We start from the raw sequence: 19,709 nt of genomic DNA, 5'->3' as shown, positions 1-19,709 counted from the left end.
ATCTTAATAAGAACTATTTTGGTGGCGATAGCCCAGAGGATTTATTCGTTGCATGATTACAGAGAAAGGGTATTATGAGAGATAATTTTTTGTTTCATCCCAACCAATGCTTAAAGGAACGTTACCAACTGCAACAGCAATTAGGGAACAATGCAGGGCGTCAAACCTGGTTAGCTCAAGATTTACAGTCTGGTGAACAGATGACGGTGAAGTTACTGGCGTTTAATCCCCAGATGGAGTGGGATGAGTTTAAGTTGTTTGAACGGGAAGCAGCGGTGCTAAAGCAACTGAATCATCCTCGAATTCCTCAGTATCGGGATTATTTTTCCTTGGATCAAAAAATTGGGGCGGGGTTATGTTGGTTTGGCTTAGTGCAGGATTATATTCCAGGCAAATCTTTACAGCAGTTACTGAATGAGGGAAAGCGTTTTACGGAGTCACAGGTTCGTTCGATTGCTAAACAAGTGCTGGATATTCTCATCTATTTACATGGGTTAAATTCTCCAGTATTACACCGAGATATTAAGCCGAGTAATCTGATTTTAGGAGAGGATAAGCAGATTTATTTAGTTGATTTTGGTGCGGTGCAAGATAGTGCGGCGGTAGAAGGAGTGACGTTTACCGTGGTGGGAACGAGTGGATATGCACCATTGGAACAGTTCTGGGGACAAGCGGTTCCGGCTTCGGATCTCTATGCTTTGGGCGCGACGTTAATTCATTTATTAACAGGTGTTTCTCCGGCTGATTTGCCGCAACGAAATTTACGCATACAATTTCGGGAGCAGGTGAGTATTAACCCTCAGTTGATAAGTTGGATTGAAGCCTTGACGGAACCTGACCTAGATTTGCGCTTGAGTTGTGCTAGTCAAGCTCTTGATGCATTGGAAACAGGGCAATCTATTCGTTATCCGTTAGAAACTGTATGTCCGCCTTTTTCAACACGAATTAAGCTTGAGAAAAACAAAAATAAACTTATTGTTTATTTTGCTGCAAAAGGAATAATGTGCTTTGTGAATATTCCCGTATTTTTATTCATGAAATTAATTCTATTCTTTAGTTTAATTTTATCATTGTTATTTGTAGATTTATGCCTAACCTTAATTGGGTTTAATATATTAAAGAATTTATTCTTTATGCCATTTTTAACAATAATAGCAAGTCTTTATATATTTGGGCTTTGGATTCTTTTGAATAAAGAAGGGCTGATTCATTTAAAAAAAATGTACAGAGATATCCGTAATCTTATACGTGCTAATTTCTGGGGATACTCTGTAGTATTTGACATGGAGGAATTGACTTGTCAGAGATTTGATTTCCATCTACTCCTTTCAGAGATTCAAGGAGTAGGTAGTAACCATTCAGGTAAAGCCATCTATCTCAAGACAAGAAAGGAAGACTATTGTTTGGCAAATCGACTAACACTATCTGAATCAAGTTGGCTGGTTTGTGAAATTAAAAATTGGCTGGCAAATTGTTAACAACGGATGTAATTAATAAATTATAATTCCCAGGAGTAACTCATGTTAAGTTCAGGACAAGTTTTACGCGATCGCTATCAGCTACAAAAACAGTTGGGACATAATGCAGGGCGGCAAACTTGGTTAGCGATGGATACTCAAGCCTCACCGCCAAAAACCGTTGTGGTTAAATTTTTGATGTTTAATCCCCAGATGCAATGGGATGAGTTGAAGCTGTTTAAACGAGAGGCTCAAGTTCTTAATAATCTCAATTATCCTCGCATTCCGAAGTATCTTGATTATTTTTCAATGGATGATATCGAGGCGGGTTTAGAAGAATATGCTGCCGATAATAATGATAAGTCTAATGTAACTGACTTACCTTGGTTTGCTTTAGTACAAGAGTATATTCCCGGTGAATCTCTCAAACAGCTATTGGATCAGGGGAAACGATTTAGCGAAAATCAGGTGCGTCATTTTGCTGAGGATTTGCTCAAGATTTTAATCGAGCTACACGAATTAAGTCCGCCTGTTCTCCATCGTGATATTAAGCCGAGTAATCTTATTTTGGGGGAGGATAACCAAATTTATTTGGTAGACTTTGGTGCTGTGCAAGACAAAGCCAAAGCTGAAGGGGTTACATTTACAGTAGTGGGAACCAGTGGTTATGTACCCCCTGAACAGTTATGGGGAAAAGCTGTACCTGCATCAGATTTATATGCTTTGGGTGCGACTTTGATTCATTTATTAACAGGGATTCCGCCGTCTCAATTGCCCCAGCAGCGAATGCGGATTAAGTTTCGAGATAAAGTCAAGATTGAGCCGAGTTTTGCTAACTGGATTGAGCAGTTAATTCAACCTGCACCGGAAAAACGGTTGAGTACGGCACGTCAGGCTTTTTCTTTGCTGCAATCCTGTTTTATTTATCACCAGAATCAAATTCCTGTGCAACAATCAATAAACCGTTCATCGGATACGAAAAGTGGTTACGGTTGTGGCTGCTTGGCTTGGCTAGGACTAATGGGAATTGGCTTTATTATCATAGTAATTCCTTCATTTCTTAATAGCGCTGGTAAAGCCAGAGAGTCAGAAGCAAAACTATATATTAGTTCAATGAATCGCGCCCAGCAAGCTTATTTTTTAGAGGAAAGTAATTTTACTGATGCTATTGCTGAACTGGGACTGGGATTTAACACTGAAACAGAAAACTATACCTATTCAATGCATACAAATTACTTGAGCGTTATTAACTATGCCGTTTCCAAAAAATCAAAGATGAAAGGCTATGTGGGCGCTGTATTTTTGGGTGACGCTGCAGCAACAGGAGAGATGACAACATTTGCAATTCTGTGTGAGGCAGAATCTCCCGGTACTCATCGCCCTCCAGCACCAATTGTAGAAGATGGTGTGATTCAATGCGCCCCGGAGACAGTAAAGCTCAAGTCTTATGGAGAGGATGAAAAAGGAATTTTTCTGGGGGAAGATTGGAAGTTAGCTTATCGTTCGGCTAATTACGCGAAAGCTGGTAAGTACAATCAAGCCCTTGATACTGCGGAAATGATTACAGAGCGTTGGGTTAAAGTCAAAGCACTTGAGGTTATTGCCACGGAGTTAGTGGCGATGGGTAAGTCTAAGCAAGCTTTGACAATCATTGAAAAGATACAAGCGATCGCACTCAAGTTAACTGATGCTGGTGAGTCTGAGCAAGCCTTGAAAGTAACTCGTCATATCACCGATGATTCGATTAAGAGTAAAACTATCCAAGCGATCGCACCCTATTTAACCACGTCTGCTGAGTATGAACAAGCCATTCAGGTAGCTAAAACGATTACGGACTATGAACCAAAAGCCAAAGCCTTGGATGCCATTGTACGCCGATTAGTCGCTACAGGGAACCATAAACGAGCGGTTCAGATTGCTGAAATCATCCAATCTTATTATGGTGGTAAAGGAAAAGCGATGGCGGCAATTGAGCGTTATAAAACTTCACAGTGATGCGTCATCATGAATATTATAGACGAATTTTGCCGATTCGGATAGTTCACCTGATTGAGCCGTTATCACAATAGAGGTGGTAATCCGTTATGAGAGATAATCTATAGAGCCATAGAATTGTTAGCCAGGGATGTGACGGATGAAGCAGGAAGGAGTCAATTATGTTAAGTGCAGGACAAGTTTTACGCGATCGCTATCAGCTACAACAAAAATTGGGGCAAAATGCGGGGCGACAAACTTGGTTAGCCACGGATATGCAAGCCTCACCACCAGCAGATGTTGTGGTTAAATTGCTGGCATTTAATCCTCAGATGCAGTGGGATGATTTAAAGTTGTTTCAACGAGAAGCTCAAGTTCTCAAAAATCTTAATCATCCTCGCATTCCTAAATATCTGGATTATTTTTCTGTGGATGGTGTTGGAGCGAGTTTAGAAGCATCTTCTGCTGATAATAATAGTGATACCTCCCATGTCACCGGATTACCGTGGTTTGGTTTGGTGCAAGACTATATTCCCGGTGACTCTCTCAAACAGTTATTAGAGCAAGGGAAACCGTTTAGCGAAAATCAGGTGCGTCAGTTTGCTGAGGATTTGCTCAAGATTTTAATCGAGCTACACGAATTAAGTCCGCCTGTTCTCCACCGCGATATTAAGCCAAGTAATCTGATTTTGGGGGAAAATAACCAAATCTATCTGGTAGATTTTGGTGCTGTGCAAGACAAAGCCAAAGCTGAAGGTGCTACGTTTACAGTGGTGGGAACCAGTGGTTATGCACCACCAGAACAGTTATGGGGAAAGGCTGTACCTGCCTCTGATTTTTATGCCTTGGGTGCAACGCTAATTCATTTATTAACAGGGATTCCGCCGGCGGAATTGCCCCAGCAGCAAATGCGGATCAAGTTTCAAGATAAAGTCCGAATTAATCCGAATTTTGCCAACTGGATTAACCAGTTAATTCAACCTGCACCGGAAAAACGGTTGAGTACAGCACGTCAAGCGTTGTCTTCGTTGCAATCTTGTTTTATTTCTCACCCCAGTAAATTCTCCGCCCAAAAATCAATTAGCCCTTTATCTGACACAGATGGTGGGTATGGTTGTGGTTGTTTAGCGTTGCTCGGACTAATTGGTTTGGGGGGACTAATTTCTCTATTCTTTTCAAATGCGGCTCATCAAGCTAAGCAGTCAGAAGCTAAACAATATGTTGGTGCAATGAATCGCGCCCAGCAAGCCTACTTCCTCGATAAAAATGCATTTACTGATAATGTAAAAAATCTGGAATTAGGTATTATCTCTGAAACAAAAAACTATAGCTATTCCAGTCATACCACGCCCCTGAGTTCCATTAACTATGGTGTTTCCCGTAAATCCAATTAAAAGAGCTATGTTGGCGGTGTTTTTTGGGGTAGCGTTGAAAGAACAAGAGGATCGACATTTACAATTCTGTGTAAGGCAAAATCTTTGGGTACTAATCGCCCCCCAGCACCAATTGTGCAAGAGGGGGTGATTCAATGCGCCCCGAATACAGTAAAAATTAATGGAGGCTCTTTTATCGGGAACGATTGGAATTTAGCAGAGCGTGCGGCTAATTATGCCAGTGCTGGTGAGTATAATCAAGCCCTTGATACGGCGGAAACGATTACAGACGAATGGTTTAAGGCAAAGGCATTGGAGATTATTGCCACTAATTTAACGGTTACAGGTAAGACTGAGCAAGCGGTTCAGATTGCGGAAACGATTACAGACGAATGGCTAAAGGCAAAGGTATTAGCCGTCATTGCCTTGGAGTTAGCGGCGGCTAGTGAATATGATCCAGCCTTGCCCATCATCGAAAGGGTACAAGCGATCGCACTCAACTTAACAGATGCTGGTGAGTATACCCAAGCCCTGACAGTGACTCGTACTATCCCCCATGACTCGATTCGCAGTAATACCATAGCAGCGATCGCACCGTATTTAACCACGGCGACTGAGTATGAACAAGCAATTCAGGTGGCTAACACAATCACCAACTACGAACAAAAAGCTAAAGCCTTAGATGCGATGGTGCGTCGGTTAGTGGCTATAGGTGAGCAGAAACGAGCGGTTCAGATTACTGAAACCATTCAATTATACTATGGCGGTAAAGATAAAGCAATGACGGCAATTGAGCGTTATAAACCTTCACCGTGATGCGTCAAAAATTATGAATCTGAGCCATTTTATAGGGAGTAGTTTTGCCGATTTTGATGTTTCAGCACGTTGAGCCGTTATAGCAACAGAGAGTTATGATAGATCATCATTTATTTAATCCCAATCAATCGTTAAAGGAACGTTATCAACTGCAACATCAGTTAGGGAATAACGCAGGGCGACAAACCTGGTTAGCTCACGATTTACAGTCTGGCGAACAGGTGACAGTTAAGTTACTGGCGTTTAATCCCCAGATGGAGTGGGATGAGTTTAAGTTATTTGAACGGGAAGCGGCGGTGCTGAAGCAACTGAATCATCCCCGGATTCCTAAATACCGTGATTACTTTTCGTTGGATCAACAAATAGGCGCGGGGTTGTGTTGGTTTGGCTTGGTACAGGATTATATTCCCGGAAAATCCTTACAGCAGTTACTGAATGAGGGAAAGCGGTTTACGGAGTCACAAGTTCGTTCAGTTGCTAAACAAGTGCTGGAAATTCTCGCCTATTTACATGGGTTAAATTCCCCTGTATTGCATCGGGATATTAAGCCGAGTAACCTGATTTTAGGAGACGAGAAGCAGGTTTATTTAGTGGATTTTGGTGCAGTGCAAAACAGTGCGGCGGTAGAAGGAGTGACGTTTACTGTGGTGGGGACAAGCGGATATGCCCCCTTGGAACAGTTTTGGGGACAAGCGGTTCCTGCGTCTGATCTCTATGCTTTGGGCGCGACGTTAATTCATTTGTTAACGGGTATTCCGCCGGCGGATTTACCCCAACGGAATTTACGGATACAGTTTCGGAATCAGGTGAGTATTAATTCTCAGTTGATCAGCTGGATTGAAGCCTTGACGGAACCTGACTTAGGCTTACGCTTGAGTTGTGCAAATCAAGCACTTGATGCATTAGAAACGGGGCGATCGATTCCTGAGCAATTGGAAACTATTCAGCCTCCTTTTTTGAGTCGAATTCAAGTTCATAAATCGCCGCGAGAAATTATTTTGCAAATCCATCAAGACAGACTACTATTTTGGGAAATAGTGTTTAAAAATGGATTAAAGTGCGCCTTGTATTTTAGCTTATTCATTGTCTGGGCATTGCTGACATTACTTTTAGTATCTGCTGCTGGTGGAGTTGTATTTGCGACACTTGGTATAGTGGTAAGCATAGTCTTAAAAGAATTCTCATCAACTAGCCTGCTCATGTTTTTTTTGATTGCGTTTGTTAGCGGGATATTGATTTTATGCTTATCTCATTTGGTGTCACTAGGTTACAATACACTAGGAAAGTATTTGCAGGACATAAAAAAAACAAGCATTGCTAACCTGGGGGGATATTCAATAAAAATTAATTTTAATCAATTCGTTATTGAGCATTTACATTGCCGGGGAAATACTTCAGACATTAAAAACGTATTTATAGGAAACAATGGGCGTGCTATCTATCTCCAAACTAGAACCAATAACTATTATAGTAGCCAACGTTTAGGTCAATCAGTTTCTGGGCAGGCTGAAGTTAATACCTATCCCTTGGCAAACTACTTAACTCAATCTGAAGCGAACTGGCTGCGTCAAGAAATTCAAGATTGGCTAGCGGACTATGGGTAACAGATGTAACCTATAAATAAGCGGTTAAAGACATCAAACTTAATCGGCAATGTACACAACCCTCTACAACCTGAAACGAAAAGGAGGTAACGCACCAGACTCTTTCGCTGTACCCAGGAAGATAGGAACGTTATGATCGAGAAAAACGAGGTAATCTTGTGTTCAATCGTGATCAATGTTTAAAAGAACAATACCAGCTCCATCAAAGATTAGGGCGCACAGCAGCAGGGCGACAAACTTGGTTAGCGACGGATTTACAATCTAATGAACAAGTGACGGTTAAGCTATTAGCCTTTAGCCCGGAAATGCAGTGGGAGGAACTTAAACTATTTGAACGCGAGGCACAAGTTTTACAAGCCCTGAATCATCCCCGAATTCCCCGCTATCGTGATTATTTTTCCTTAGACAAAGAAGCGGGGTTACAGTTGCCGTGGTTTGGACTGGTGCAAGACTATATTCCGGGAGATTCGCTTCAAGAATTATTAGATAAAAATAAACGGTTTAGTGAGACACAGGTTCGTGCGATTGCGACTCAAGTTCTAGATATTCTGATTTATTTACACGAATTGAGTCCGCCCGTATTGCACCGAGATATTAAACCCAGTAATCTGATTTTAGGTGAAGACAAGCAAGTTTATCTGGTGGATTTTGGGGCAGTACAAGCGCAAGCGGCTGTTACCGGAGTGACGTTTACTGTGGTGGGGACGAGTGGTTATGCGCCCTTAGAACAGTTTTTGGGACGGGCGGTGGCGGCTTCCGATTTATATGCGTTGGGCGCAACTTTAATTCACCTACTAACGGGTACAGCCCCGGCTGATTTACCTCAAAAAGAAGGGCGGATTTATTTTCGCGATCGCATAAGTATTAACTCCCATTTTATCCCTTGGATTGAGCAGATGACGGAAATTGGGTTAGAAAAGCGCTTTAGCACCGCCAAACAAGCTATGAAATCGCTAATATCAGGACATGTTAATCTCTCTACTGCCGCGCCTAATCCGACTCGAATCAAAACTTATAAACCGTCAGGGAGTCTGATTAAAATCAATATTAATAAATCCATGAAACAACTCGTGATTACAATTCCTGCACCGGGACTTCGTAAAATAATCCAATATAGCTGGCTGGGAGCTATCATTTTCGGCTACTTTACTTTAGCTTTATTTTTTGCCTTGATAAATCAAGTTATTTTGCTAATAGATAAACCAGCATTAATGGGGCTGTTGATAGTCTTAGCATTATTAACAGCATTTGTTGCTTTACTGGCTAATTTTTTTGGTCAAAAAACTCACGTTTTATTGGATCGCCATCGTAACCTATTCCAGCTAGAGCGACAGACAGGGTTCTTCAAATATGGTCGCCAGCAGCAATCCATTACAAATATTGGGAATCCCTTCCTAGTGAATCGGGGGTCTATTTATGAAGTCAGAATTCCATCAACACGGGGTACGTATAAACTGGGCGGTGCTTTGGGTGAACAGGAAAGTACCTGGTTAATTCAAGAACTATTAGATTGGCTGAAGTTATGACTAATTTTCCTTACCAAATCGGTGGTAGTCTACCTGAAGATGCCCCCACCTATATTATCCGACAAGCAGACACGGAACTCTATAAAGGACTCAAAGCTGGAGAATTTTGTTATGTCCTTAATTCCCGACAAATGGGTAAATCTAGCTTACTGGTTCGCACCATGCAAAAGCTATCTGCGGAAGGATTTGCCTGTGCTGCAATTGATTTATCGGATATTGGTAGCCAATCCCTGGATCAGTGGTATGGCGGTGTAGCCTATCAGTTATTGAATAGCTTTAATCTATTCAATCCCCTGGAATTTATGGATTGGTGGCAAGGGCGAGATTGGATGTCTCCGGTGCAGCGATTGAGTGAACTTCTTTCAACGGTACTGCTGAAAGAGTTATTTCAACCTATTGTTATTTTTATCGATGAAATCGATAGTATTCTCAGCTTGCAGGAAGCTGCCGATGACTTTTTTGCCTTGATTCGCGCCTGCTATAATAAACGCGCCCAAAATAGTGATTATCAACGCCTGACGTTTGTCCTAGTCGGAGTTGCTACACCCTCGGATTTAATTAGTGACCCCACTCGCACCCCTTTTAATATTGGTCGGGCGATAGAATTGCAGGGGTTTCAATTCCAAGATTGCCAACCGTTGATTCAGGGATTAGCGGGAAATGTTAATCATCCTGAAACTGTATTGCAAGAGATTTTAACCTGGACAGGTGGACAACCTTTCTTAACCCAAAAACTCTGTAAAGTAGTGGTGCAACATTCAAGCCTAGTCGGGGTGCATCACTCGACTATTAATGATTCAATCAACGATTTAAATTCACCCTTAATTGGGCAAATTGTCCAATCTCAACTCCTGGAAAACTGGGAATCTCAGGATGAACCTGCCCATATCCGGACTATCCGCGATCGCATTCTCAAAAATGAGCAATTGGCGGGTCGATTATTGGGACTTTATCAGCGAATTTTACACCAAGGAGAACTGATTGCTGATGAGAGTCCAGAACAAGCTCAATTATGCCTGAGTGGATTAGTGGTTTGTCAAAGGGGAAAACTCAGAGTCAAAAACCGAATTTATCAGTCGATTTTTACCGCCAATTGGGTAGAAAATGCCCTGGCTGAATTACGCCCATACAGTGAAGCGTTAACCGCTTGGTTTGCCTCAGATTGTCAAGATGAATCCCGATTATTGCGCGGACAGGCTTTACAAGATGCTCAAGATTGGGCGACAGGGAAAAGTTTAAGCGATCGCGACTATCATTTCCTCGCGGCGTCTCAAGAAGCAACCCTAACCCAGTTACGGCAAATCGAAAGCCAAAATCAAGCGGAAATTAAGCAACTGCGTCGCGAAAAAGAATTACTGGAAGAATTGACGAAAGAACAACAGCAGCGAAAATTAATCCAAGCGAAATTAAATCGGGAACAGCAGTTAAGATTTCAATATCTCACGGGGGCAGCGGCGGTAATTATAACAGTATTAATAAGTGTCTTTTGGGTTAAACCCTCTATCGAAGAACGGAATATTAAAATCAATACCCTGAGTTTATTATCCGAATCCCTTTTAGCCACTAATAAACCGCGAGATGCACTCATCGAAAGTATTCGCGCCACCAAAGAACTGAAACAGTCTCTCGGCGTGACAGCGGATACCAAAATGCGGGTAATTATGGCATTCAATCAAGTGATTTCGAGTTTCAGTCAGCCGAATACTTTACCCGGACATTCTTCCCCAGTGACTCAGTTTCAGTTTAGTCCTGATAGTCAGATGGTGGCTGTCGCTTATCAGGATGGTACAGTAAAGCTGTGGCATCATCGGAGTGATCCCGATAAATCTAACCGAGTTTATACCTTACAGGAAGCAGGCGATCGCATTCTTAATCTTAGCTTTAGTTCCGATAGCCAAACCCTCGCCAGTGCTAGCGCTGATGGTACAATTCAAGTTTGGGATCAAAAGGGTCAACGACAGGCAACTGTAAACGTTGATGCTGATACGATAACCAGTATCAGTTTTAATCCCAACCGCCAACAAATTGCCATTAGTACCGATAAGGAGATTCAACTGTGGCAATATCTGGAGAATCAATTAGCGCAAACGTTAACTCGTCCCCATATTTCCCATGTCCGTTTTTCTGCCAACGGTGATAAACTAGCAACTGTAGATCACCAAGGCGCGATCGCACTGTGGCGGTGTCGGGATGGTCAATTACTCCACACCTTTGATGCAAGCACTGATGCGATTATTGATATCCAATTTAGTCCCAATAGTCAACTCATTGCCTCTAGCAGTACAGAGGGTACAGTGAAACTCTGGCGTAAAAATGGCACATTGCAGAACATCTTACACCATACTAAGCCAGTCACCAGCTTTAGCTTTAGTGCAGATAACCAAATGTTAGCCACGACAAGTACCGATAACCGCGTCAGACTCTGGCATCAAAATGGTACATTACTTAAAGCCTTACCGAGTCATAAAAATCCAGTCGCCAAGGTTAGCTTTTCCCCGGATGGTGAACAATTAGCATTAGCGAATTCGGATGGAACAATTCGCTTGTGGAATTTGAATCTGAACAAGCTGTTGCAGCAAGGGTGTGTCAGCCTAATCGGAAACGACAATCCTGTTCACGCCAAGACTCATTCTGATGCATTCCACCTTTGTCAAAAGTACACTCCTGTAAATATAGATAGATAAACCTTAATCTGTAGGGTGGGTTAGGCGGTGTTCAATTTAGGAAACAAATCATTTAATGATCACTCCGCCGTAACCCACCACCTTATCCTTTATTCAGGGTTAACAAAAAATAAGGGGGAGTCAACAAAATTAATGGATTTCTCCTTAACGATAATGAGGTTAAAAGGGGTACGCATGATGGAAAGCACGTAATGTTCAGGAAGCGCGAGGGCGTTAGGTTACTCAAAAACAAGGCTCCGTCTAGGTTCCAAAGACCCAAACTCTCGTTGACCTGCACCCGATACAACCAGTGTGGGTGAGTGCGATCGCGGCGAAAGTAGTATACCATCTATACTGAAAGGGATAAATTGCTCAAGAATTAAGTATTTAGGAGATTTTTGCTCCTAAAATGCCGTTTTATCGTACTATAGATAGAATAAGTAGTGGGATACAGATAGGTGAAGAATCATGCTAATTCAACTAACTTTACAAAACTTTTTATCTTTTAGAGATGAAGTTACGTTCAGTATGCTAGGCGTTAACAGTGACCAAAAACATTTAGAACATCTGGCTAACAATGCAGCCGGGAAAGATCGCTCACTGCTACCACTCGCCGCAATTTATGGGGCAAATGCAGCAGGTAAATCAAATCTTATAGAGGCTGTAAAGTTTGCCAAAGATTTAGTTGTAGAAGGAACTAGAAGCACTCAATCAATTCCAGTTATCCCATTTAAACTGGGGAATTATAGTCAAAAACCCAGTAAATTTGAATGTATATTTACGTATCAAGGCATCCAGTACTCTTATGGATTTAGATTGAATAGAGAACAAATTTTTGAGGAATGGCTTTATGGTATTCCTCATGACAAAAAACAAGAAGTAATGTATTTTGAACGCATCACTTCTTCAAAAAAAGAAACAAATTTAGACTATGGCACGCCTCTTAAAGGTAGAAGTAATAAACGCAAACAATTCCTTGATTTCGTGGCTGAAGGGACTCGCCCTAACCAACTTTTTTTAACAGAAGCGATTGACCGCAATGTTGATGTATTAGTTCCGGTGGCTAACTGGTTTAGAGAAGCACTGACTATTATTCCAGCCGAGGCTGACTATCCGGGATTAGAAATTGGCATCCTTGGTGATGAATCATATATCAATTTTATCAGTGAATTTCTTCGATTTGCCGGAACAGGGATTGATTCGATCAGCACTGAGGAAATTGAACTCGACATTGATTATCATTTTCCAAATATGCCTAAACTTGTCATAGATGATTTAATACAAGAACTTAATCAGGCGGATGAAGAAGCACTAGCATTAATAGGGAGTAATATTCGAGGTAAACGGTATCTAATCCGCAAAAATAAAGAGGGTAAAGTAAGGTTAATTCAATTGAAAACTAAACATCGCAATGACAACGGAAATCTGATTGATTTCACAATTGAAGAAGAGTCAGAAGGCACTCAACGTTTACTTAATCTTATCCCGATTCTCTTTCTTTTGAAGCAAGAACCTGAAAAAGTCATTTTTTTAGATGAACTTGATAGACGATTACATCCGCTACTGTCTCATTGTTTTGTGCAAACAGCAATAAACTGTAGAAAAAAAAGTAATCAATTAATCTTTACAACTCATGACACTAACCTACTCGATTTAGATTTACTGCGACGGGATGAGATTTGGTTTGTTGAAAAGAATCAGCAAGGTGCATCAAGTCTTTATTCTTTAGCCGAATTCAAAATCAGACCTGACTTGAAAGTTGAAAAAGGTTACTTAAACGGTCGTTTTGGTGCTATTCCTTTCTTTGGAGATCCACAACGTTTAGGATGGTTGAATTGTGAAACTGATTTGTCTGTTTAAATCAGCTATAACTAATGAGCAGAATCAATCGAACCAAGCTACTAGATCGTCAGCATGATCGAAGAGATGCAAAGCTTTTCATCATTGCTACTGAAGGAGAAGCCACCGAAAAGCAATATTTTGGTCTGTTTCAGAGTACCAAAATTAAAGTAGAAGTCCTAGCTACAGGAGATGATCATAAATCTGCTCCTCAGTATGTTTTAGCCCGTTTAAATGACTTTAAGGAGATGTATGATCTAAATGACGATGATATGCTTTGGCTGGTTTTTGATGTAGATCGTTGGACGTCTCAAAATTTAAGCTCAGTTTGTCGTGAAGCTAAACAAAAAAATTATTATTTAGCTATCAGCAATCCCTGTTTTGAAGTTTGGTTGTGTCTACACTTTTCCGATTTAAATCCCCAGGATACAAGTTGCAAAAATTTCAAAGCAAGACTAAGAATGCTTTTAGGAAGTTACAATAGTAGTAAACTTGATCTATCTTTATATGATGAACCCAAGATCGCAGATGCGGTAGCTCGTGCCAAGCAGCTACATCCAACAGCGACACAAAATTGGCCTCCTACACCAGGAACACACGTATATCGGCTCGTTGAAATTCTTCTACAAAGCTTGAATAAGTGACAGTCCTGATGACACCACATTGCCCTGTCCCTACCGCCAAACCTTACTAAATTCACCCCCTACGATGAAGACAATGACGATTGGAAATAGAGTTCCTTCAACTCGTCCAAAGACACATCATTTTCAGGTCGCGGGTCACGGAAGTAGGGATGAATCGGCAACAATTCATCCGGACGACGGGCGTTAGGTGAGGCGACAATTTCCTCGATTAAGTTCAGATAATCTATCGCCGTTGTCTTCCAAGTGTAATAGTTCCATACATGCTGGCGACAGGCGTTGTGCAACCTCTCCCACCGTTGAGAATCACTAAGAACTTCTTCTAAACCCTGGGCAATTGCTGTTGGATTCTCTGGATCAATGAGAATACCATAAACCTCATCTCCCTCTCGCAAACTCTCCCTTAAACCACTGTTCTGAGTCACGACTAATGGTAACCCAGCTAACGCGGCTTCTATTGGACCTAATCCAAAAGGTTCGTGGTGAGAAGTGAGGGCAAATACAGAACGACGTTGGACAAAAAATCGATAAGCAGCAGCGAGGGCGGGTTGATCTGGGAGGCTAAAGCCACTGATTTTACCCCATAAGTTATTATTGTTCACCACGTCGCGTATGGGAATAAGTACCTCCTTTTCTGCTGTATGATTGCTAACAGGTTCCCGCAGTGGGTTGTCTTCCCCCTGGGTGAAAATAACCAGATTTGCTTTTTCTTGCAGCGTTTCACTCTCAGCAAAGGCTTGAACTAAACCCAGATGATTCTTTTTCGGCGCTAATCGACTAGCTGCAATAATTGCTGGCAAATCTCGTCGCTCTTCTTCAATATCCCGCGCTAATCGTTCTTGAATTAACTGATAGGTTTCTTCCTCGTTTGGAGAACGGGATTCAAGATCGAACAATGAAGGGTCAACTCCCGGTGGAATTTCGGCAAAACGAGCATCATTGTTGACATCAACTGCCCCTCGATAGGCAGGATGAGCGTATTGTTTAAACCGTTCTTGATCCGTTGTACTGGTAATATTTACAGCCGAGCGATTCATACTCAACCGTTCAGCCATGATGCGGCGTCCGAAGTGATAATACTCATCCATTTCTGGGAGATTTTCAGGTGTGACTTCCAGTTTATCCATCTTCAACGCCCCCAGAGAATGGGCGGTAAAGGTGAAAGGAATACCCACTTCGGCTTCAATTAAAACCCCCGATATGCCACCATCAGCATAATGACTGGTCATCACATCAGGAAAATTCCCTTCTTCTTGATAAAATTGTAGGATATTGGGTATCCAGTCTCTTACTAGATGTGACCAGAGTAATTCTTTGCGGAGAAATTCTTTGGGTCCAGCCGGTAAGCGGATAATCCGAACATTGGGTGCATCGGGATAGTGATCAAATTTCTCGGAAAATTCAGACCACTCTGGGTCAATAATCTGGCGCGTGAGAATGTCTACGTTGTGACCATGCTTTGCCATTTCTACCGCCACATTTTTCACATAGATGAGCTGACCCCCGAAATCTTGATGTTCTGTCCAGTAACTATCATGGCGGTCAAAGTTACCTTGTGGGTTAAGAAATCCAATATGCATAATAAAAACTCGCTAAAATTAAATTAATTCGTCGATCATAGTCGTAATGATTTGGACACAAGCATTACCCTTTTACCCCCTCCCTTATAAGCAATGACAATGCTACCGAGATTGAGAGAACCGGGATAATAGCTAGCCAAAAAGCCTCCTCTCATGCAGAAAGGAAGCTTAACTTCTTTATTTTATTCCAATAGCGCTGGTTGGCGGCTATTTAATTCGCTGCGCCAGTAACTCTTGGGCTTTATTAGCGCACTCGGCATTCTGCTTTTTAACATTTTGTAAAAACTGAGCCAGTTCCTGATCGCCAGATTGCTCGGCATCCTGGATATACTCATCGTAAGTAGCGGCACCATTGAGCATGTGATACAACACACTAACCAGGTTATAGTTGGTGTTCTGTACTCCTGTAACTTGTTCGCTTTGAGTCGGCATTTTAATTCTCCTTATTTTTTTATCGTTCAATTTTTCTAATTGAGGCTTTGGCTGATCAAGGCAAGCCCTTTAACTTAACCCGACTGTACCAGCGAAGCCTTCACTAGGCTAAAACTCCTCAGCGAGGATATTCGTCACTCCTAAGATAGATAAGATATCAATGCTATTTTTATGCCATAAGGCAGACGTAAAGCAGGCTTCAAATTTATTAAGGTTATGGTTGCCCTAGTCAGGGATTGGATATTAGAACTTGGCTTAGTAGCAATTACTTATGTAGCTATCGATTGATGACATTTCCTCTAGATTTGGGCATGATCTAATTTTTGCAATATCCCTAATCTAAGCCTTACTCCTCTAAGGCTTATATCCTGAATTTCAAGGGGTTAGAGAACTTTCCCCCTTTGGTTGACGTTCAATAAGAAGAATAATTATGACAACCCAGAATCAATGGCACGAACTCGCTCAACAACTGCGCGTGGATAGTATTCGCTCCACAACGGCAGCGGGTTCTGGTCATCCTACCTCCTCCATGTCGGCGGCGGATTTAATGGCTGTCTTCATGTCCAAGTATTTCCGCTATGACTTTGACCATCCCGATAACCCGAATAACGATCGCTTTATCCTATCAAAAGGACACGCTTGTCCCTTACTCTATGCGATGCATAAAGCGGCGGGGGTGATGTCAGATGAGGAGATGATGTCGCTGCGTCAGTTTGGCAGTCCGGTTCAAGGTCATCCAGTTCCCCTGATCCCTGGAATTGAGGTGGCTACAGGTTCTCTGGGACAAGGCTTATCCGTTGGTGTCGGTATGGCTTTGGCTGGAAAATACCTGGATCAACTTCCCTATCGGGTTTGGGTACTTCAAGGCGATAGTGAAACGGCTGAAGGATCAGTTTGGGAAGCCTTTGATCACGCTTCCTACTATAATCTGGATAATCTGATTCTAATTATTGATGTGAATCGCTTAGGTCAACGGGGTCAAACTGAACTGGGCTGGAATACCCAAGCCTATGCTACCCGGGCGAGAGCGTTTGGTTGGCATGCGATTGAAATCGATGGTCATGATTTTAAGGACATTGAGCAAGCCTACGGTGAAGCACTGTCCATCCATAACCAACCTGTCGTCATTATTGCCCGCACCGTGAAAGGAAAAGGTGCCTCTGTGGTAGAAAATCAGAGTGGTTGGCATGGTAAGAATTTGGATGAGGAGAAGGCAAACGCGGCAATTGAGGAATTAGGCGGTCAACGCAATATTCAGATTTCCGTGCCTAAACCAGAAGACGAGGGAGAACCTGCCATCATTGGCGAGACGCAACCCTTGGAACTCCCCAGCTACGACGAAGGAGAGAACGTTGCTACCCGTACCGCCTACGGTAAAGCATTAGCCGCCATCGGCGCATCGCGATCCGATGTGGTTGCACTTGACGGGGAGGTAAGTAACTCCACCCGCGCCAAATTCTTCGCCAAAACCCATAGCGATCGCTTTTTTGAAATGTTCATTGCTGAACAGCAGATGGTGGGTGCAGCGATGGGATTACAAGCACGGCATTATAAGCCGTTTGTCTCTAGCTTTGGTGCATTCCTGAGTCGCGCTTATGACTTCGTGCGAATGGCAGCGATTTCTCGCGCCAATATTAAGTTATCGGGGTCTCACGCCGGAATTTCCATTGGTCAAGATGGACCCTCGCAAATGGCATTAGAAGACTTGGCATCCATGCGAGCCGTTTGGAGTAGTACGGTGCTGTATCCCTGTGATGGTAACCAAACCGCTAAACTGGTGAGTCAAATGGTTGACCGGGATGGGATCGTTTATCTGCGGACAACGCGGATGAAAACGCCTGTTATTTATGAAAAAGAGGAAGAATTTCCCATTGGTGGTAGCAAAACTCTCCGCAGTAGCGATCGCGACCAAGTGACGGTGATTGGTGCCGGGGTAACCTTGCACGAAGCATTGAAGGCGTATGATCGGCTCAAACAAGAGGGTATCACTGCCCGGATTATTGATGCCTATTCAGTTAAACCCATTGATACAGAAACCCTGCATCAAGCGGCACAAGATACCGAGGGCAACTTGATTGTCGTTGAAGATCATTGGTTAGAAGGGGGCTTAGGTGCCGCCGTACAGGACGCCTTTGCTGGTGTTGATACCGCACCCACCTATCAAGGTTCTCAACTCCAGTTAATTAAGTTAGCGGTACAAACTATGCCCGGTTCTGGCAAACCTCAAGAACTGATGCACGAGGCAAAAATTGACGCCGATGCCATCGTTGAAGCCGCGCGATCGCTAGTTAAGCAACCCGTTGGCGCATAAGCCCAATAATATCCCCTAGGGCATCGGTTAATAACCGTTGACAGTCAAAATCTGTAGAGACGCCCCGGTGGGGTGTCTTTATCTATGATCAAGTCTCCAAACAAGCCACCGAGATAAATTTCACCAAATTATATGCTTGTTTAAAGAGAAATCAGCAGGCAAAGGTTGTAAATTTTTACAGACCTTTAAAAGGTAAGATTGCGCTGCATTGTCCCCGTTAACTATTATTTTTTCTAAGGCAGGCATTAATAAATTAGAATTGACGAGTTTCTTAAGGACAACGCCAGCGATCTGGCAATCCACTAAGTTTGGATAAACCTCTTTGAATACTTGATCTGCCCAATTATCATTAAATAATTCGACAAATACAAAAATTGTTTGTCTCGCATCGAAAAAATAACAAATTGGTACAGACTTAGGGTCTGTCTCTATGTAAAAGCGCTTTTTAGTTCGATGTAATGAACTTTTTAACAAAATATTTCCCATATTCTGTCTGCACACTACTAGAATGGAAGGCTGGCGTTCTTCATATACACCTGCAACAAAACCTCGAAACAAGTCCCAAGCGTCTCTAGGGATTGTCTTTCCCTCGCTGCACGTAGACATCACTGAAGGAAAGAGAGGCTGACTTGTGAGTTTGAGTAAGCGTCGCAATTCTGAAAACCGAGGACTTGTTTTGGGGAGATATTCCTTGACTTTGCTATCATTCAGTAGAGGTTTAAGCTGCTCGATATACTCTCGCTCTAACTTATCCAGTTCAGAAACGGAAGTCAGAATATATCTAAGAATGATTTTATCTAATCCTTTCCTGGCAAATTGCTTGTATCGGTGATGAGTTGTTCCTGCCCAGCGATCGCGCAGGCTTTTAGCTTGACCAATATAAAGTAATTGTTCGCGTTCATCAAGGACAAAATAAATGCCTGCTTGCTCGGGAAGCTGATGACGTTGGCGTAAAGTAAACTGTCCGAAAAAAATAGGAAAATTTGTCATTTTTATATATAATAGATTTATGGCAAAAATTCTATAGCAGTATCCTCTCGCGTAGTTACAGGACAAATGTTCTAAAACACTCCTGATAAAGCTTCCATTTCTAATGTGTAAATACGCCAGCGCGTAGCGCTATAGTTTAGAAATACTGCAATAATTGGGCAAAGACAAGTTGCTCTACCTATTGTATAGCAATCCTAAATAGGATGCAACAAGTGAACGGCTTGAAACCCAGGTATAGCAAGGTTTCTAGTTTTAAAAATTGCCACAACCTAAATAGGATTGCTATATAATAATAGAGAATTGCTGAATGGGTCAATTTCCCAATATTTATGGCGTTTTAGTTGCCATATTCATTTTTTTCTTGGCTCTCTTAGACTGGTTATGGCAAATTAGCAATTTAAATGAGCTTAAACTCTTAAGTAGCAAAGGCTCCAACAGAATCAAAAGCTTGTTTTATTAGAATTGCTTTTTTTAATCTCCATGATTCTTGCGTAGCAAGGATT

Annotated in this window: 13 protein-coding genes and 1 pseudogene; 11 read left to right on the top strand and 3 right to left on the bottom strand. The window is 42.1% G+C overall.

All coding sequences use genetic code 11. The features are described from left to right. Positions 1 to 74 precede the first annotated feature (74 nt). From RID53_RS20805 to RID53_RS20760, 10 genes and pseudogenes are all read left to right on the top strand, one after another. Positions 75 to 1,478 (top strand): serine/threonine protein kinase, encoded by a 1,404-nt coding sequence (locus RID53_RS20805; protein WP_446389905.1) that lies wholly within the window; start codon positions 75 to 77, stop codon positions 1,476 to 1,478. 42 nt (positions 1,479 to 1,520) lie between these two features. Further along, positions 1,521 to 2,372 (top strand): annotated as a pseudogene (locus RID53_RS20800) (serine/threonine protein kinase); the annotation flags it as partial. 105 nt (positions 2,373 to 2,477) lie between these two features. Next, positions 2,478 to 3,452 carry a type IV pilin-like G/H family protein gene (locus RID53_RS20795; RefSeq protein WP_446389957.1) on the top strand — a complete coding sequence of 325 codons (975 nt, stop codon included), beginning with the start codon at positions 2,478 to 2,480 and terminating at the stop codon, positions 3,450 to 3,452. A gap of 161 nt (positions 3,453 to 3,613) precedes the next feature. Continuing rightward, positions 3,614 to 4,825 (top strand): protein kinase domain-containing protein, encoded by a 1,212-nt coding sequence (locus RID53_RS20790; RefSeq protein WP_446389904.1) that lies wholly within the window; start codon positions 3,614 to 3,616, stop codon positions 4,823 to 4,825. Between the two features lie 84 nt (positions 4,826 to 4,909). Then, the gene (locus RID53_RS20785) at positions 4,910 to 5,620 is read left to right on the top strand and encodes a hypothetical protein (RefSeq protein WP_446389903.1); all 711 of its coding nucleotides are present in this window, start codon (positions 4,910 to 4,912) and stop codon (positions 5,618 to 5,620) included. Positions 5,621 to 5,715: 95 nt separating this feature from the next. Further along, the gene (locus RID53_RS20780) at positions 5,716 to 7,224 is read left to right on the top strand and encodes a protein kinase domain-containing protein (protein WP_446389902.1); all 1,509 of its coding nucleotides are present in this window, start codon (positions 5,716 to 5,718) and stop codon (positions 7,222 to 7,224) included. A gap of 158 nt (positions 7,225 to 7,382) precedes the next feature. Then, complete coding sequence (locus tag RID53_RS20775; protein ID WP_446389901.1) at positions 7,383 to 8,750, top strand: serine/threonine protein kinase; 1,368 nt, start codon at positions 7,383 to 7,385, stop codon at positions 8,748 to 8,750. Then, complete coding sequence (locus tag RID53_RS20770) at positions 8,747 to 11,434, top strand: AAA-like domain-containing protein (RefSeq protein ID WP_446389900.1); 2,688 nt, start codon at positions 8,747 to 8,749, stop codon at positions 11,432 to 11,434. The genes RID53_RS20775 and RID53_RS20770 overlap by 4 nt, the downstream gene beginning before the upstream one ends. A 447-nt stretch (positions 11,435 to 11,881) precedes the next feature. After that, positions 11,882 to 13,273: an AAA family ATPase gene (locus RID53_RS20765; RefSeq protein WP_446389899.1), complete on the top strand. Its 1,392-nt coding sequence runs from the start codon at positions 11,882 to 11,884 to the stop codon at positions 13,271 to 13,273. 14 nt (positions 13,274 to 13,287) lie between these two features. Then, complete coding sequence (locus tag RID53_RS20760; RefSeq protein WP_446389898.1) at positions 13,288 to 13,896, top strand: RloB family protein; 609 nt, start codon at positions 13,288 to 13,290, stop codon at positions 13,894 to 13,896. Positions 13,897 to 13,955: 59 nt separating this feature from the next. Here RID53_RS20760 and RID53_RS20755 read toward each other — a convergent pair whose 3' ends face one another. Together RID53_RS20755 and RID53_RS20750 are read right to left on the bottom strand one after the other, a co-directional pair. Continuing rightward, a complete protein-coding gene (locus RID53_RS20755) occupies positions 13,956 to 15,473 on the bottom strand; it encodes a glycosyltransferase (protein ID WP_446389897.1) in 1,518 nt (505 codons plus the stop codon). A 207-nt stretch (positions 15,474 to 15,680) separates the two neighbouring features. Further along, positions 15,681 to 15,905 (bottom strand): hypothetical protein, encoded by a 225-nt coding sequence (locus tag RID53_RS20750; protein WP_446389896.1) that lies wholly within the window; start codon positions 15,903 to 15,905, stop codon positions 15,681 to 15,683. A gap of 430 nt (positions 15,906 to 16,335) precedes the next feature. Between RID53_RS20750 and RID53_RS20745 the strand changes: the two genes are divergently transcribed. Continuing rightward, a complete protein-coding gene (locus RID53_RS20745; protein WP_446389895.1) occupies positions 16,336 to 18,216 on the top strand; it encodes a transketolase in 1,881 nt (626 codons plus the stop codon). 120 nt (positions 18,217 to 18,336) lie between these two features. On the opposite strand, the gene RID53_RS20740 is transcribed toward RID53_RS20745, so the two are convergent. Further along, positions 18,337 to 19,206 (bottom strand): GIY-YIG nuclease family protein, encoded by an 870-nt coding sequence (locus RID53_RS20740; RefSeq protein ID WP_446389894.1) that lies wholly within the window; start codon positions 19,204 to 19,206, stop codon positions 18,337 to 18,339. Positions 19,207 to 19,709 lie beyond the last annotated feature (503 nt).

Source organism: Coleofasciculus sp. B1-GNL1-01, from assembly GCF_040220235.1.
GTDB lineage: Bacteria > Cyanobacteriota > Cyanobacteriia > Cyanobacteriales > Coleofasciculaceae > Coleofasciculus.
Note: the sequence above shows the minus strand (reverse complement) of the source record. Positions and strands in the feature narration are given on the sequence as shown.

What these genes read in the sequence shown, in the direction of transcription:
- RID53_RS20750 (WP_446389896.1), bottom strand. Translation starts at nt 15,905, where the DNA reads ATGCCGACTCAAAGCGAACAAGTTACAGGAGTACAGAACACCAACTAT.
- RID53_RS20770 (WP_446389900.1), top strand. Translation starts at nt 8,747, where the DNA reads ATGACTAATTTTCCTTACCAAATCGGTGGTAGTCTACCTGAAGATGCC.
- RID53_RS20795 (WP_446389957.1), top strand. Translation starts at nt 2,478, where the DNA reads ATGGGAATTGGCTTTATTATCATAGTAATTCCTTCATTTCTTAATAGC.
- RID53_RS20765 (WP_446389899.1), top strand. Translation starts at nt 11,882, where the DNA reads ATGCTAATTCAACTAACTTTACAAAACTTTTTATCTTTTAGAGATGAA.
- RID53_RS20790 (WP_446389904.1), top strand. Translation starts at nt 3,614, where the DNA reads ATGTTAAGTGCAGGACAAGTTTTACGCGATCGCTATCAGCTACAACAA.
- RID53_RS20755 (WP_446389897.1), bottom strand. Translation starts at nt 15,473, where the DNA reads ATGCATATTGGATTTCTTAACCCACAAGGTAACTTTGACCGCCATGAT.
- RID53_RS20760 (WP_446389898.1), top strand. Translation starts at nt 13,288, where the DNA reads ATGAGCAGAATCAATCGAACCAAGCTACTAGATCGTCAGCATGATCGA.
- RID53_RS20745 (WP_446389895.1), top strand. Translation starts at nt 16,336, where the DNA reads ATGACAACCCAGAATCAATGGCACGAACTCGCTCAACAACTGCGCGTG.
- RID53_RS20780 (WP_446389902.1), top strand. Translation starts at nt 5,716, where the DNA reads ATGATAGATCATCATTTATTTAATCCCAATCAATCGTTAAAGGAACGT.
- RID53_RS20805 (WP_446389905.1), top strand. Translation starts at nt 75, where the DNA reads ATGAGAGATAATTTTTTGTTTCATCCCAACCAATGCTTAAAGGAACGT.
- RID53_RS20740 (WP_446389894.1), bottom strand. Translation starts at nt 19,206, where the DNA reads ATGACAAATTTTCCTATTTTTTTCGGACAGTTTACTTTACGCCAACGT.